The organism is Acidisoma sp., assembly GCF_035492295.1.
Classification (GTDB): Bacteria; Pseudomonadota; Alphaproteobacteria; order Acetobacterales; family Acetobacteraceae; genus Acidisoma.
In genome coordinates this window covers 1-14,840 of record NZ_DATJJK010000112.1, presented here as the reverse complement: position 1 = coordinate 14,840, position 14,840 = coordinate 1, and the positions used below count along the sequence as shown (strand labels likewise).

Below are 14,840 nucleotides of genomic sequence, written 5' to 3'. Positions count from 1 at the left end.
GAAAATCGGGATCGCGCCGGCCTTCAGCGCGCCGAGACGCTTGGGATCGACCTCGACCACCACCACGTCCATGCCGAATTGGGCGAAGCAGGCACCGGAAACGAGCCCGACGTAACCGCCGCCGATCATGGTGACGCGCATATCAACCCTCTCGCCCTGACGGGCTTCCTCATCGATGGTGGCAGAACGCCTCCTGTCAGCGCTTCATGACGCCGATTTGTGACCGATCTATGGGCTGAAACGAGCTCAGGGCCTGAATCAGCCCCTGAGTCAGACAGAGAGAGGTTATCCGCGAACAAGAGGAAAGCGAAGGCGCTTTTATCTCGCTCTGAGAACCTCTAGGCGACGAGGCGGATTCGCCGGCGCCGCGCCTCTGGCGTGTCTTCCGGCCAATCGAGCGGCAGGGTCGGCGCAGCATCGGTCACACCGTGGCCGTGGGCCGCAGGCATCTCCTCCGGCTCCGGCAGGGAGCGGCCGAGTTCGGCATGGGCGAGGTGGCGGAAGACATAATCGATGATCGAAGTCGCGGAGCGGACGTCGGGATCGCCCTCCACGGTGCCGGCCGCCCCGAAACGGGTGCCGACGAATGCCTCGATGAAGGGTTCCAGCGGCACGCCATGCTGCAGGCCGATGCTCACGGCCATTGCGAAGGCATCCATGAGGGCGCGATAGGCCGGCGTTTCCCGCTGCAGGGTGATGCCGATCTCGCCGAGCTTGCCGTCCTCGTATTCGGCCGTCTGCAAATAGAGGCGATGGCCGCCGACCGCGACCTTCTGCATCGTGCCGCTGCGGCGCCGGGGAAGATCGACCGGGGTCGCGGGCAGGGGCGAAACCGAAGCGGGCGCAGCTTCGGCGCGGCGCCGGGCGCCGGCTGCCGGCAACGGCGGCAATGGCAGGATGGCGGCAAGTGTCGCATGCATCGCGGCATGGGCGTCTATTCCGGCGACAGGCAGCGGCGTTTCACCCGCGAGCATGGCGGCGAGCGCCGCTTCCGCCGAAAGGCCACGCGCCGCAAGCAGGCCGCGTGCGGCCGCCGTCAGCGCGCCCTTGGAGGTTACGCGGGCGAAGGCCGGGGCGCAGCCGGTTGTCCCTACACCGAGCAGGATCTCCGCCTCGTCGGCCGGCGTCAGAGCGGCGACGAGGTCATGGGCGCAGTTGGGCAACCCGGCAGCCGCATGGAAGGCGTCGGTCGCCGCCTCGGCGAGGGCAGGAAGGCTTTCCCCGAGTGGCGGCGGGGACCAGACATCGGGCAGGATCTGCGGTCCCGCCGCGTCGGAGAGCCGGGCGGACGCACATTCCGCGCGGCCGCGCAGCAATGCCGCAATGGCTGCCGCCACCTCCCGCGCTTCGTTGCTCGCGTAATCGAGGCCGAGAAGCGCCAGCAGTCCGTCGAGATCAGCGAAGCCGACGGCGACTCGCCGGGCCTGTGGCCGCAACAGTGCGAGCGTCAGGGCCGCGGTCTCGGCAGCCGCACCGAAGGCCGCATGGTCGAAACCCATCTCAGCATCGTGGAAAGCCGGCAGATTGAGCACGAAACGCGGCAGGTCAGCGCCGCCGACCTCCGGATTGCGCCAGATCGTCGCCCCCGGCGCACCGCGCCGCCTGATCAACAGCATATGCAGGGCCGCGGCAAATTCCGCTTCCGACGCAAGGCCGGCGGCCTGCGCCCGCCCGGCCGCACGGCCGATCCAGCCATTAGCGCGTTCGGGTAGACTCACCCGGCGCGCGCCATGGGCTGCGAGGGCGGCTATTGCCTCAGCCGCCTCGTCATCCCAGCTCGCCGGAAGCAGTACGGGGATGGGAGACGACTCCGGATCCGGCGCTGCCTCAACCCACCGCAAACGGATGCCATGCCAAGCTTTGCTCGTTCTCATGCCCTTCAGGCTATCGCATCCCGCTAGCCTGCGAAAGCATCATCTAGCGGTAAGGCAAGGCATTCGCACACAACTCCTAGAGTTATGCACAGGTTTCCGCCGACGCAGACCGGTGATGGCAGACAGACGGAGCAAGCCCGATGGACCAGCGCGCTGCCATCGCTTATAGGAGGGCCATGAAACTCGCGAAGATCGGCTATATCGGCACTTCCCTCTTCACGCGCCTGCGCGGACGCGGGGTGGGCAAGGATGGCTTCGGCAACCGCTACTTCGAGGAGAAGTCCGTGGTGGCTGGCCGGCGGACACGCCGTTGGGTCATTTATGCCGGGCCCATCGAGGCCTCCACCATCCCGCCTGAATGGCATGCCTGGCTGCACTACACGACCGACGCGCCGATTTCGGAAAAGACCCGCCTGCCCTGGATGAAGCCGCATCTGCCGAACCGCACCGGCACGCCCTACAGCTACCGGCCACCCGGACATGACTACAGAGGCGGCCGCAGACATCGGGCAACCGGTGATTACGACGCTTGGTCGCCGGGAGAATAAGCGTGGTACGGCGCAACGGCGCCGAGATTCTGGCGGGTCTCGTCGTTCTGATCGTGGCTGCGGCCTTCCTGGCCTATGCTCTCGCAACCTCGGGTACCGCGGACGTTCCCGGCTACCAATTCAGCGCTGAATTCGACCGGATCGACGGTCTTTCGGTGGGATCGGATGTGCGCATGGCCGGGGTCAAGATCGGCACCGTCACCGAAACCTCGATCGACCCCAAGACCTATCTGGCGACCGTCGATTTCACGGTCGCGAAGGATATCGCACTGCCGACCGACAGCAGCGCCGCAATCGCGAGCCAGAGCCTGCTCGGCGGCAAGTATCTCGCCGTCGTCCCCGGTGGCTCGGACAAGATGATCCCGCCCGGCGGCCGCATCACCGTCACCCAGGGCTCGGTCAGCCTCGAAGACCTGCTCGGCAAATTCATCTTCAGCGTGACCGATCTCGTCTCCTCCCTGAAAAAGGGGGACGACGGCAAGTCCGGCTCCGGCTCCAGCCAGAGCCAGGGTGGTTTGCAATGACCCCGGACAGCGGCCCGGATCGGGCCGATCCCGATGCCGATCTCTGGCCGGGCGCCGACGGCAACCGCATCGATTGCCGCGAGAAGCTGCGCACACTGCGCGAAAACCATGCGGAAGTGACCCAAGCGCTGCGCGACTGTTTCGAGGACGCCGTGCTCATGGGGGTGGACGAGGCGGCGATGCGCCAACTGCTCCATGCCATGGTCGACGCCCTGCGCGATCCCCGGGCCGGTCGCAGACAGGACGCGTGACGACGATGCGCAAGCCGAGCCTGATCGGCGCGACCGGCGCCGGCCTTCTTCTCTGCGCCGCCGTGGTGCTGCCGCTGTGTCCGGCCGCCTATGCGCAGTCACAGGACACCGGCGGGTCGACGATCCAGGGAACGCCGCTTGCGCCTCCGCCCAACACCAGCGAGAGCAAGGTCCTGGGTGATGGCGCAGCGATGACGGGTCAGAAGGAAGGCCAGGATTCCAGCCAGACCCCGCCGGCGCCCGAACCGCCGCCCGGCACCAGCAATCCCGGCACCCCCGCTTCCTCAGACTGGGTTCAGAAGAACCATGCCGATCTGATCCTGCTCGACAAGATCTATGGCAGTGCGCGGAAGATGACGGCGACCGTCGGCACGCCCTTCCAGATCCGTTTCCTGACCATTACGGTTCTCGCCTGCTGGATTCGGCCGCCGAACCTGCCACCCGATGCGGCCATCTTTGTGCAGGTGACGGATTCCCACGCCCCCTCCGGTTCGCCGCCGGAGTTCCGCGGGTGGATTTTCCAGGCCGAGCCTGCGCTCTCCGGAGTCTCCGATGCCACGACCGATATCTCGGTCACCGGCTGCAATTGAGCTCTCCCGGCTCTTTCTTCACGCGTTAGTGTTTCAGACGAATTGCAGTGCGTTCACGCGGGCGCTTCCGCCGTCGCGCGCAGAGTGTTTAAAAAGCAGCGAATTCATTAGGATTCGCCCGGTTTTTCGCTTAAGACGCCGCATTGTGTCTTTTTTATCACTGTGTGTCGGAAACGCAGCGAAAAGGCTGGGAAAGCTTGGAGAAGATGCTAGATTTGATGCACCGAACAGCAGGCAACGCCTCCGCGCGACCGCCCGGGCTGAATGGTATGCGTCGGTCAAAGAGGAGAATTAGAATGAAGCTCCGCAGCGCGCTTATGGCGGCGACTGTGTTGGCGGTCCCGGCTTTCGCCCTTTCCACGGTAGCGAAGGCTCAGCCGATCACTGGTCTCTATGTCGGCGCTGGCGCCGGCTATGACTATCAGGCGACCCAGAAGATGACGGAGGCCCCGGGCGGCCTCGGCGGCAGCCGCGCTTTCTACAAGGGCGGTTTCTCGGGTGAGGCCAGCGTTGGTTACGGCCTCGGCAACGGCCTGCGCTTCGAAGTCGAAGGTGTCTACCTTCGCGCGACGGACAAGCAGCTGAAGCCCGGCTATATCGCGCCGAAATACGACTTCCACGGCTACACTCAGAAGTACGGTGGCTTCGTCAACGCCCTGTACGACATCGATGTTGGCCTGCCCTACTTCTACCCGTATGTCGGCGCTGGCGTCGGCTACCTGTGGACGGGCATGCCGAGCTCGTCGATCACCGAAGCGGGCGTGACCAGCATCAGCGATACCGCTGGCAGCTTCGCCTACCAGGGCATCGCCGGTTTCTCGGTTCCGATCCCGCCGGCTCCCGGTCTCTCGATCACTGCTCAGTATGAGTATATCGGCCAGACCGCCAAGGAGAAGTTCAACGGCAGCTACATGGGCACGCCGGCGACCTTCGAGATGGGCCCGGCTGTCAACCAGACCGTTATGATCGGCCTGCGTTATGCCTTCAACACCCCGTCCCCGCCGCCGCCGCCGCCTGCTCCGGTCGTGGCTCCGGCCCCGGCTCCGGCCCGTACCTACCTCGTCTTCTTCGACTGGGATAAGTACAACCTGACGCCGCGCGCCAAGGAGATCATTGCCGAGGCGGCCTCGAACTCCACGCACGTGCAGTACACGCAGATCCAGGTCAACGGCTACACGGATACGTCCGGTTCGCCGTCCTACAACATGGGTCTGTCCATCCGCCGCGCGAAGAGCGTCCAGGCTCAGCTGATCGCCGATGGCGTTCCGGCTTCCGCGATCTCCATCGCGGGCTATGGCGAAACCCACCTGCTGGTTCCGACCGGCCCGGGCGTTCGCGAGCCTCAGAACCGCCGCGTCGAAATCATCATCAAGTAATCTTCCCTTACGGGAATTACCGAGTGGTGGAGGGCGCCCCGCAAGGGGCGCCCTTTTCGTTTGCGTAGCCATCTGATCCGCGCTCACGCGCTAAAAAAGGAGAAGATGCCGCTGGCATCTTCTCCTTTTGCATCGCGGCTGGATGGGCCGGCCTCAGCCCGCGATTTCCTCCAGTGAGCGGCCTCGCGTTTTCGGCCCCAGCAGGCCGGTCGAAGCAATCACCACCACCATGCTGCCCGCGATCAGCACGAAGACCCCGGGCACGCCGAAGTCGCGAAGGGTGAAGGCGATGACGAAAGCCATGAAGACGACGGAGAGCCGGCTCCAGGAATAGACGAAACCCACCGCGACCGCCCGAATGCGCGTCGGATACAGCTCGGCCTGATAGCTGTGGAAGGCAAAGGAGAGGACGTTGTTCGCCATCGTCACCAACACGCCGAGGACGATCACCGCGGCCGGGCTCCGCACCATCCCAAAGCCGAGACCGAAGATGGCGACCGCCGCCGCACTCACCATGACAAGCCATTTGCGCTCCACGGCATCCGCCAGGCGATAGAAGAGCAGTGGCGCGAAGGGCGCGGCGATCGCGATGACGAAGGTATATTCGAGGCTGTGCGTGACGGTGATGCCGTGCTTGATCAGCAGCGTCGGCACCCAATTCGCGAAACCGTAGTAGCCGACGGCCTGGAACACGTTGAACAGGATCAGCATGATCGTGCGGCCGCGATAGGCGGGCTGCCAGATTTCCCGCAAGCGGCCGCGCGCGGCGGGTAGTTCCTCAACCACTGCCGGCGACGTCTGGGCGTGGACCGCTCCGCCCTCGAGCCAGGAGACGATGCGGTCGGCCTCCGCCACGCGTCCGTGGGATGCGAGCCAGCGCGGGCTTTCCGGCAACCTCCTGCGGATGAACCAGACGGCGACGGCGCCCAGCGCTCCGATGATGACGAGCCAACGCCAACCATCGACACCGAACGGCGCCTGCGGCACCAGCCACCAGGCAAGCGCCGCCGCCACCGGCAGGATGCTGAATTGGATCGCCGCATTGACCACGAAGGCGCGCCCGCGCAGGGCCTTCGGCATCAGCTCGGAAATGTAGGTATCAATCGTCACCAGTTCGACGCCGATGCCGATCCCCGCAAGCAGCCGCCAGAGATTGATTGCCCCGGCCGAATGCTGAAAGGCCATGACCAGCGTGCAGAGGCTGTAGCATACGAGGGAGGCGGTGAAGATCATGCGCCGCCCGAACCGGTCAGCGACGAAGCCGAATAGAATCGTGCCGATGAAAAGCCCGATGAAAAAGGCCGCGACGAAGCTCGCGATGCCATCGTTGCCGAAGAATCCGGCAGTCGTCGCCGTAAAAAGATGGCTGCGGACGAGGCCCGGAGCGACATAGCCGGTCAGAAAGAGGTCGAAATACTCGAAACACCCGCCGAGGGAGAGCAGCACCACCAGGGTCCAGATGCGACGGCTCCCCGGCAAAACATCCAACCGAGCGGCGATGGCGGCAGCGTTCATGGTGTTCTCCCTCCCCCTGTTCCGATTCGGGGTTACGGGATCTAGACCATGGCTGCCAACTTAGACCAGGGCCTGCGCGGGCTCACGCATCCTTGGATGTCTCCGGGGCGGTCGTCATCTCAACTGGCGCGGCTGGGGACGGTCCCGGTTGCGGCGCGGGTGGCTTGGGTGCGGTCGCCGCGAGGCGTTCGGTTTTCGCAAGCCGGCGGCTCACGCTGAACTCGGCCGGCAGGGAAAGCACCGCCCGCACGCCTGGATGATTGTCCTCGAGTTGCAGCACGCCGCCATGCAGCTGCACGACCGCCTGCACGAGGGAGAGGCCGAGGCCCGATCCCGGCGTGCTGCGCGCACTCTCGCCGCGATAGAAACGCTCGGTCACCCGGGCGCGGTCCTCGGGTGGAATGCCTGGCCCGGAATCGGCCACCACGATCTCGATCCGGTCTCCAAGCCTGCGGGCGCCCAGCAGAATGGGCTTGCCAGGCGGTGAGAATTTAAGCGCATTCTCGAGCAGGTTGGCGACCGCCTGCTGCAGGAGGTCGCGGTCTCCGAAGATCGGCAAAGGCGGCTTGGCCAGCAGGTCGATCTGCTGCCCCTGCTCTTCCGCCGCCGCGCCGTAAAGCTCGTGCATGTCGGCCAGCAACTCGTAGAGATCGATCGCGGCAAAGGCCGAGCGCCGGGCGCCGGCCTCGATCTCGGCGATGCGCAGCAGGCCCTGGAATATGGAAACGATGCCGTCCAGATCCGAGGTCGCGCGCTCAACCGCTGCATGCAGGTCGCTCGCATCGCGTGCATGCAGCGCCGCATCCTCAAGCCGGGCGCGGGCGCGGGTGATCGGGGTACGCAGGTCATGGGCGATGGCGTTCGAAACCTGCCGCACGCCGTCCATCAGCCGGGCGATGCGGTCCAGCATGTCATTGATGGTCTCGGCCAGCCGGTCGAACTCGTCGCCACGGCCAGAGATGCGCACGCGATTTGAGAGATCCCCGCGCGAGATCGCATTCGCCGTTGCCGAAACATCGGCGAGGCTGCGGCGGAACAGGCTCTGGATTGCGATCGCTCCGGCGATGCCGAGCACGACCATGACCAGCACCGCCCAGAGCAGCCCCGCGGTCAGCAGCGACCGCAGTTTCGCCCGCGAGCCGACGTCACGACCAATGAGCAGATGGAAGCCGCCCGGCAGGTCGTAGCGCCGCATGCGAGCGAGCGCCTGATGGTCGCCCCGCTGGACCGTCAGCTCGAACCAGGAATCGGAACCGGAAACCTGCTTCGGCCATGCCGCCAGATTGCCGGCGATCGGATGCAGATCGCCGTCCGACAGAAGATAGATCGCGTTCTCGTCCACATTCTGGGAAAGACGATCCTGGATTGTCAGGATCAGCGCCGGGATGCCGCCTTCCTGGTAGCGTTCACCCAATCCTTGCGCATCGGCATTGATCGCCGCTTCCACCTGCCGGTTGAGCAGTCCCGCCGTTGCCCACCACAGGAAGATTGCGAGTGCCACGGCGCTGAGGCCGAAGATGATCGCGTAGAGGGCGGCGAAGCGCAGCCCGGCCGAGCGCAGCAGCGGGCTGTCCCGCAGCTGCGCGAAGGACGGCAGGCGCGGCCGGCTCAGGCGCGGCCGGCTGAGGCGCGGCCGGCTCAGGCGCGGCCGACTGAGGCGCGGCCGGCTCGGGCGTGGTCCGGTCAGTTGCATCGGCTTGCCCGGCGGATGATGCGCGTCGCCTTCTAGGCGTCGTTGTCCGGCCGCATGATGTAGCCGGCATTGCGAACGGTATGGAGCAACGGCTTCGGGAAGGGCTTGTCCACCTTCTGCCGCAAGCGGGAAACATGCACGTCGATCACATTGGTCTGCGGGTCGAAGTGATAATCCCACACGCCCTCGAGCAGCATGGTGCGGGTCACGACCTGGCCCGCATGCCGCATCAGATATTCGAGCAGCCGGTATTCCCGCGGCTGCAGGTCGATCTTCTGCCCGGCCCGCTTCACGCTGCGAGAAAGGAGATCCATCTCGAGGTCGCCGACGACGAGGCGCGTCACCGGGCTGTCCGATTTGCCACGCCTGGTCAGCGCCTCGACCCGCGCCAGCAGCTCGGCGAAGGCGAAGGGCTTGGTCAGGTAGTCGTCGCCACCGGCCTTCAGCCCCTTCACCCGGTCGTCTACCTGGCCGAGGGCGGAGAGGAAAAGAACCGGCACGGTGTTCTCCTGCGCGCGCAGTGTCTCGAGCAGGCGCAGGCCGTCCACCCCGCCCGGCAGCATGCGGTCCAGGATGATGGCGTCGAACTGTTCGCTCGCGGCCATGAAGAGGCCGTCCCGGCCGTTGGCCGCATGTTCCACCACGTGGTTGGCCTCGCGCAGCCCCTTCACCACGAAGCCCGCGACGTCGCGGTCGTCCTCGACCAGCAGAATGCGCATCTTAGAACTCCCTCACCTCATCCGATCCGTCTCGCGGCGCCGCTGCGCCGCTTCGTCGCCATATGGTATTCACTGCGCTTCTGTGACCGGACGCAGCCCGACCACGATCTCTGCGGTGATCTTGCTGCCGTGACGCAGCACGGTGAGCTGAGCATGCCGGTTGGGGTGGATCTCCGCCACCGCCCGGATCAGGGCGAGCGCCGTATCGACCCTGCGCCCATTCACCGCCAGGATGCGGTCCCCCGCGCGGATGCCGGCATGGGCTGCCGGGCCACCCGGTTCCACCGTCGTCACGCGGACGCCGTCGGTCGTCGCTTCCTCGTCATCGGCGACGCCGACGCCGAGCCAGCCACGATCAAGATGGCCGTGCTTCTCGATCTGCTCCACGACGTTCTGCACGATTTCGCTCGGAATCGCGAAGCCGATGCCCACGGAGCCACCGGTCGGCGAGATGATGGCGGTGTTCACGCCAATCACATGGCCCGTCATGTCAAAGGCCGGGCCGCCGGAATTCCCCGGATTGATAGGGGCATCGAGCTGCAGGAAATCGTCGAAGGGGCCGCTCATGATATCCCGTCCGCGGGCAGAGATGATGCCGGCGGTCACCGAGCTGCCCAGGCCGAAGGGGTTGCCCGCGACCAGAATCCAGTCGCCGACCTCGACCGCCCTGGAATCGCCCCATTGCACGGCGGGGAGCGGCGCCTGGGGCGAAACCTTGATCACCGCGATATCGGTCAGCTGATCGAAGCCAAGCACACGCGCCGGCAACTGCGTCCCGTCCGACAGCGAGACCGTGATCTTGCTCGCACCGTCCACCACATGATCATTGGTCACGATGATGCCGGAGGGATCGACAATGAAGCCCGATCCGGCGCCGAAAACCTTCTGGTGGCCATCCCGGGGCAGAGGCTGGCCGTCATCGGTGGTACCGTCCCCGCCTTGGTCGGCGGCGGCCGCCGCCGCACTCTCGGTCACCGCAATGCTGACGACCGAGGGCACCACCTTCTTCGCGAGGTTGCGGAAGCTCGGGAAACCGTTCTGCGCCAAGGCGCCCGGCGCGGGCGCGCAACCGGCGAGGACCGCGAGGACAAGGAGGGCCAAACGGGGCCGCAAGACCGGCGCGGCCAGCCACGGCCCTGGGGCCTCAGGTTGCGATGCAGGGTTCGTGGCGCAATTCATATCGCTACTTCTCATATAAACCCGCCACTCGCCCAGAGGCGCCGCGGAAAACCCATTGCAGTTTCCGAGCTTTAACCTTGCGTCATGCCCGGCTCCATCTGGCGCCCGATTTCCCTGGCCTCTGGCATCCCGTCATCGATTCGCGGCATTCTCGCACCCCGAAGCGATTCGCCCTCAAGAGGATTTCGGACGCATGGACAGCCAGATCGTGAGCATCGAGGATTTCGAGCGACTCGACATCCGGGTCGGCACGGTCGTGGATGCTCAGCCATTTCCCGAAGCGCGCAAGCCCGCGATCAAGCTTTGGGTCGATTTCGGCGAGGAGATCGGCGTCAAGGCCTCCTCCGCTCAGATCACGGTTCATTATACGCCGGACAGGCTGATCGGGCGTCAGGTCTGCGCCGTGGTGAATTTTCCGCCCCGGCGCATCGGCCCATTCGTCAGCGAGGTCTTGACCTTGGGGCTGCCGGACAGCCAAGGCGGGATCGTTTTGATCCGGTCGGATTTCAAGGTGCCGGACGGCGGGAGACTTTTCTGATGGCGCAACAGTACTACACCGTCACCTGGGACCAACTGCACCGAGACGCCCGCGCGCTCGCCTGGCGGCTGATCGATTCCGGTCCCTGGAAGGGAATTGTGGCCGTCACACGCGGCGGGCTCATCCCGGCCGCGATCATCGCACGCGAGCTCGAATGTCGCCTGATCGAAAGCGTCTCGGTCGAAACCTATCAGGAGGAGCAGCTTGGCCGCCCCGTCGTCACCAAGCCGCCCAGCGCGGCGGGTGACGGTGACGGCTTCCTGATCGTCGACGATCTCGTCGATACCGGGACGACGGCGCGGGTGGTGCGCGCCCTGCTGCCGAAGGCGCATTTCGCCACCGTCTATGCCAAGCCGGCCGGCAAGGACGTCGTCGATACCTTCGTCACGGAAGTCAGCCAGAACACCTGGATCCTCTTCCCCTGGGATACCGATGCGGCGCCGCAATTCGTGGCGCCCATCGCCCGCACGCCCAAGCCCGGCACCGTCTAGCGTGCAATCAGGAAAGGCCCATCGCCCGGCGCATGAAGTAGCGCTTGAGCGGGGGCAGGCGGTGAACCGCGGCGATGCCGAGATCGCGCGCGAGGCGCACCGCCGGATTGTCGTTGCTGAACAGCCGGTCGAGCGCGTCAGTCGCCGCCAGCATGGCGAGATTGTCCGGCCGCCGCTGCCGCTGGTAGCGGGCCAGAAGCGCCGGATCTCCCGGATCGCCGCCTTGCACGACCGCTTCCAGCACGAGGTCGGAAAGCGCGATGGCATCGCGCAGGCCAAGATTGAAGCCTTGGCCGGCGATCGGATGAATGCCGTGCGCTGCATCCCCCACCAGCGCCATGCGGCGGTCGACATAGCGCGTGGCCAGCAGCGCCGAGAGCGGATAGACCCACCGCCTGCCGAGCAGGCGGATGGCGCCGAGATGGCCGCCCATGCGCCGCTCCACCTCACGGGTGAAGGCCTCTGAGCCGAGACGCGCGAGCGCGTCGGCCACCGCCGTCTTCTCGGTGAAGACAATCGCCGAAACATGGGGTGCGCCGCGCGTGGGGCCGAGCGGCAGCTGCGCGAAGGGGCCGCCGGGCAGGAAGTGCTCGAGCGCGCCATTGCCGTGGGGTTGTTCGTGGGCGATGGCGCAGACGATGCCGCTCTGACGGTAGGGATAGCGGATCACCGGAATGCCGGCACTGCGGCGGAGTGGACTCTGACGCCCCTCAGCCCCGATGATGAGCCGCGCGCGGTAGCGCGCGCCGGTCGAGAGGGCGATGCGCACCGTCTCCGCGCTTCGCTCCACCCGCGCTTCGGCGGGGGCGGCGAGAAGAATGCCCCGTCCGGCATGGAGACGGCGGTTGAGGGCGATTCGCAGCGCCCGCGCCTCCACCATCCAGCCGAAGGGGCCGCTCTCCTCGCCCAGTTCCCGGCGGTCGAAATGGAGCGACAAGGGGGAAGCCGGGCGGCCGGGCCGGCCGTCCGAGACATGGATCCCCTCGATCGGGCAGGGCTGAAAGGGCAGCGCTGTCCACAGCGCCGCATTTTCAAGCAGCGGCTGGGTTCCCGCCGCGATCGCATAGGCACGCCCGTCGAAATCCGGATTCTCCATCGGCGGCAGGGCGGCGCGATCGACCACGAGGACGCGCAGTCCCGCCTCGGCCAGCCGGCAGGCGAGTGACCCGCCCACGGGACCCGCACCCAGGATGCAAACCTCTACGCTCTCTTCGTCACTCATCGGCCCGTCCGGTCCCGTCCGAATCGTCTATAGGCCGCTTCGGCGAACGGGCGAAACCTGGCCCTTCCGCACGCGCATCGGGCCCATCCCTTGGCTGCCTGCAAATCGTGCAGAAGTGATTCCATTCATGGAGAAAGCTTAAGAAAAGTCGTAGTTTCATGGGTCATCACATTCTTGGCACAGGACTTGAATGGGGTGCTCAGGAGACTCGCAGCCCTTGTCACCAGGGCGGCCACGACGAAGCCACGAACAGAGGACGCCGACATGAAGTTGGTCATGGCCATTATCAAACCGTTCAAACTTGACGACGTGCGCGAAGCGCTGACGCCGCTCGGCGTGCAGGGGCTGACCGTTTCCGAAGTGAAGGGGTTCGGCCGCCAGAAAGGACAGACCGAGATCTACCGTGGGGCGGAATACCACGTGAATTTCCTGCCCAAGGTGAAGATCGAAGTGGCTGTGCCGTCGGATCTCGCCGAGCAGGTCGTCGAAGCCATCATGAAGGCCGCCCATACGGGCAAGATCGGCGACGGCAAGATCTTCATCATGGACGTCGAACGCGTCGTGCGCATCCGCACGGGCGAACTCGACGCCGAAGCTCTTTGAAGGAAACCCGGATGACTGGACCATCCATGCAGCACAATAAAAGTCCCCGGCGTCTCGTCCGGGCCCTTCCCTTCGTTTTGCCGATGCTCGCCTTGTCGGCACCGGCCTTCGCGGCCGACGCGCCGAAAATCGACACCGGCAACACCGCGTGGATGCTGACATCCACGGCGCTCGTGCTGATGATGACCATTCCGGGTCTCGCCCTCTTCTATGCCGGCATGGTCCGCAAGAAGAACGTGCTGGCGACGTTGATGCAATCCTTCGCCATCTGCTGCCTCGTCACCATCGTCTGGTGCGTGGTCGGCTACAGCCTCGCCTTCACCACCGGCAATGCCTATGTCGGCGATCTCTCGCAGTTCATGCTGAAGGGCTTTGCCAAGACCTGGAACAATGACTTCCTGCTCGGGGGCACCGTCGATCAGACGATCCCCGAGAGCGTCTACATGATGTTCCAGATGACCTTTGCCATCATTACCCCGGCCCTGATCTGCGGCGCCTTCGCGGACCGCATGAAGTTCAGCGCCATGTGCATCTTCATGGTGCTGTGGTCGATCATCGTCTACAGCCCGATCGCGCATTGGGTTTGGTCGACCACCGGCTGGGCGGGCTCGCTCGGCGTGCTCGACTTCGCGGGCGGCACCGTCGTTCACATCAACGCGGGCGTTGCCGGCCTGATGTGCGCTCTGGTCCTGGGCAAGCGCGTCGGCTACGGCCACGACAACATGCACCCCTACAATGTCGGCTACGCCATGATCGGCGCGAGCCTCCTGTGGGTGGGCTGGTTCGGCTTCAACGCCGGCTCCGCCGTCGCCGCCAACGGCCGTGCGGGCATGGCCATGACCGCGACCCAGATCGCGACCGCCGCCGCCGCCCTCGGCTGGATGTTCGCGGAGTGGATGACCAAAGGTAAGCCGAGCCTGCTCGGCATCGTCTCCGGAGCCGTCGCCGGCCTCGTCGCCATCACCCCGGCCTCGGGCTTCGTCCTCCCCGGCCCCTCCATCATCATCGGCGTCGTCGCCGGCGTGGGCTGCTACTTCTTCTCGACGACCGTGAAGAACTTCTTCGGTTACGACGACAGCCTCGACTGCTGGGGCGTCCACGGCATCGGCGGCATCATCGGCGCCCTGCTGACCGGCGTCTTCGCCTTCGGCCCGCTTTATGGCGGCGCCGGCGGCAGCGCCCACCAGTTGCTGATCCAGTGCGCCGGCGTCGGCGCCACCCTGGCCTGGTCGGGCGGCATGTCCTTCGTTCTCCTCAAGATCATCGACATGACGATCGGTCTCCGCATCACGCGGGACGAGGAAGTCGAGGGCATGGACATCACCCTGCATGGCGAGCAGATCGTCTGATCTGGCTCACCCCGCCGTCACCTGAGGAAACCCCCGCCTTGTGCGGGGGTTTTTCTTTGGAACAAAGCCTAACTTCCGCGCCTTACATAAACATATGATTATGTAAGGCTGGCCAAGCCGGGACCTATTCCGCCGCCGCCCGGGCAGCGGCACCCGCTGCCAGTGGGCAAAGCGGCAGGCAAAGGCAGAGATAGGCGCCGAGCAACAACAGGGCCGGGCGCGCGGCGATTCCGGTTGCGGCGGCGCCGGCCGCCGCCGTCCCGAAGATCAGGACCGGTGTGGCCAGCGGCAGGACCAGCAGCGGCAGCAGCACCCCGCCCCGGCGCGCGCCGATCACCAGCGCCGCCCCGGCGGTTCCGAGCAGCGAG

Annotated in this window: 17 protein-coding genes; 9 read left to right on the top strand and 8 right to left on the bottom strand. The window is 65.8% G+C overall.

Translation table 11 applies throughout. The annotated features are described in order from the left end of the window. Window positions 1–141 (bottom strand): NAD-binding protein (locus VL752_RS08090; protein WP_325353958.1); only part of this gene is annotated, 141 nt, incomplete at its 3' end. 197 nt (window positions 142–338) lie between these two features. Continuing rightward, window positions 339–1,874: a TSCPD domain-containing protein gene (locus VL752_RS08085; RefSeq protein WP_325353952.1), complete on the bottom strand. Its 1,536-nt coding sequence runs from the start codon at window positions 1,872–1,874 to the stop codon at window positions 339–341. 176 nt (window positions 1,875–2,050) lie between these two features. Between VL752_RS08085 and VL752_RS08080 the strand changes: the two genes are divergently transcribed. The 5 genes from VL752_RS08080 (at window position 2,051) to VL752_RS08060 (ending at window position 5,163) form a co-directional block, all read left to right on the top strand. Beyond that, window positions 2,051–2,422 carry an NADH:ubiquinone oxidoreductase subunit NDUFA12 gene (locus VL752_RS08080; RefSeq protein ID WP_325353950.1) on the top strand — a complete coding sequence of 124 codons (372 nt, stop codon included), beginning with the start codon at window positions 2,051–2,053 and terminating at the stop codon, window positions 2,420–2,422. A gap of 2 nt (window positions 2,423–2,424) precedes the next feature. Beyond that, window positions 2,425–2,946, top strand: coding sequence for an outer membrane lipid asymmetry maintenance protein MlaD (mlaD, locus tag VL752_RS08075; protein WP_325353948.1), 522 nt, complete (start codon window positions 2,425–2,427; stop codon window positions 2,944–2,946). Beyond that, entirely contained in the window at window positions 2,943–3,197 is a 255-nt protein-coding gene (locus VL752_RS08070; RefSeq protein ID WP_325353946.1) for a hypothetical protein, read from the top strand. The genes mlaD and VL752_RS08070 overlap by 4 nt, the downstream gene beginning before the upstream one ends. Before the next feature lie 5 nt (window positions 3,198–3,202). Continuing rightward, on the top strand, window positions 3,203–3,787 hold the full coding sequence (locus VL752_RS08065; RefSeq protein ID WP_325353956.1) for a DUF2155 domain-containing protein: 585 nt from the start codon (window positions 3,203–3,205) through the stop codon (window positions 3,785–3,787). A gap of 296 nt (window positions 3,788–4,083) precedes the next feature. Next, entirely contained in the window at window positions 4,084–5,163 is a 1,080-nt protein-coding gene (locus VL752_RS08060; protein ID WP_325353944.1) for an OmpA family protein, read from the top strand. 153 nt (window positions 5,164–5,316) lie between these two features. Here the strand turns inward: VL752_RS08060 and VL752_RS08055 are convergent, their stop codons facing one another. From VL752_RS08055 to VL752_RS08040, 4 genes are all read right to left on the bottom strand, one after another. After that, window positions 5,317–6,678, bottom strand: a complete 1,362-nt coding sequence (locus VL752_RS08055) for an MFS transporter (RefSeq protein ID WP_325353942.1) — start codon at window positions 6,676–6,678, stop codon at window positions 5,317–5,319. Between the two features lie 82 nt (window positions 6,679–6,760). Continuing rightward, window positions 6,761–8,371, bottom strand: coding sequence for a sensor histidine kinase (locus VL752_RS08050; protein WP_325353941.1), 1,611 nt, complete (start codon window positions 8,369–8,371; stop codon window positions 6,761–6,763). 32 nt (window positions 8,372–8,403) lie between these two features. Further along, window positions 8,404–9,090, bottom strand: a complete 687-nt coding sequence (locus VL752_RS08045) for a response regulator transcription factor (protein WP_325353939.1) — start codon at window positions 9,088–9,090, stop codon at window positions 8,404–8,406. Window positions 9,091–9,159: 69 nt separating this feature from the next. Then, window positions 9,160–10,191, bottom strand: coding sequence for a S1C family serine protease (locus VL752_RS08040; RefSeq protein ID WP_325353937.1), 1,032 nt, complete (start codon window positions 10,189–10,191; stop codon window positions 9,160–9,162). Between the two features lie 271 nt (window positions 10,192–10,462). On the opposite strand from VL752_RS08040, the gene VL752_RS08035 reads away from it, so the two are divergent. Both VL752_RS08035 and gpt read left to right on the top strand, forming a co-directional pair. Beyond that, a complete protein-coding gene (locus tag VL752_RS08035) occupies window positions 10,463–10,807 on the top strand; it encodes a tRNA-binding protein (protein ID WP_325353936.1) in 345 nt (114 codons plus the stop codon). Then, complete coding sequence (gene gpt, locus VL752_RS08030; RefSeq protein WP_325353934.1) at window positions 10,807–11,298, top strand: xanthine phosphoribosyltransferase; 492 nt, start codon at window positions 10,807–10,809, stop codon at window positions 11,296–11,298. Before VL752_RS08035 ends, gpt begins: the two co-directional genes overlap by 1 nt. Before the next feature lie 7 nt (window positions 11,299–11,305). On the opposite strand, the gene VL752_RS08025 is transcribed toward gpt, so the two are convergent. Next, window positions 11,306–12,520 (bottom strand): UbiH/UbiF/VisC/COQ6 family ubiquinone biosynthesis hydroxylase, encoded by a 1,215-nt coding sequence (locus VL752_RS08025; protein WP_325353932.1) that lies wholly within the window; start codon window positions 12,518–12,520, stop codon window positions 11,306–11,308. A gap of 264 nt (window positions 12,521–12,784) precedes the next feature. On the opposite strand from VL752_RS08025, the gene VL752_RS08020 reads away from it, so the two are divergent. Together VL752_RS08020 and VL752_RS08015 are read left to right on the top strand one after the other, a co-directional pair. Then, window positions 12,785–13,123 carry a P-II family nitrogen regulator gene (locus tag VL752_RS08020; protein WP_325353930.1) on the top strand — a complete coding sequence of 113 codons (339 nt, stop codon included), beginning with the start codon at window positions 12,785–12,787 and terminating at the stop codon, window positions 13,121–13,123. Window positions 13,124–13,206: 83 nt separating this feature from the next. Beyond that, the gene (locus VL752_RS08015) at window positions 13,207–14,472 is read left to right on the top strand and encodes an ammonium transporter (protein WP_325353954.1); all 1,266 of its coding nucleotides are present in this window, start codon (window positions 13,207–13,209) and stop codon (window positions 14,470–14,472) included. 124 nt (window positions 14,473–14,596) lie between these two features. Here VL752_RS08015 and VL752_RS08010 read toward each other — a convergent pair. After that, window positions 14,597–14,840: heme exporter protein CcmB (locus tag VL752_RS08010; RefSeq protein ID WP_325353928.1), on the bottom strand; the 244-nt coding region annotated here is incomplete at its 5' end.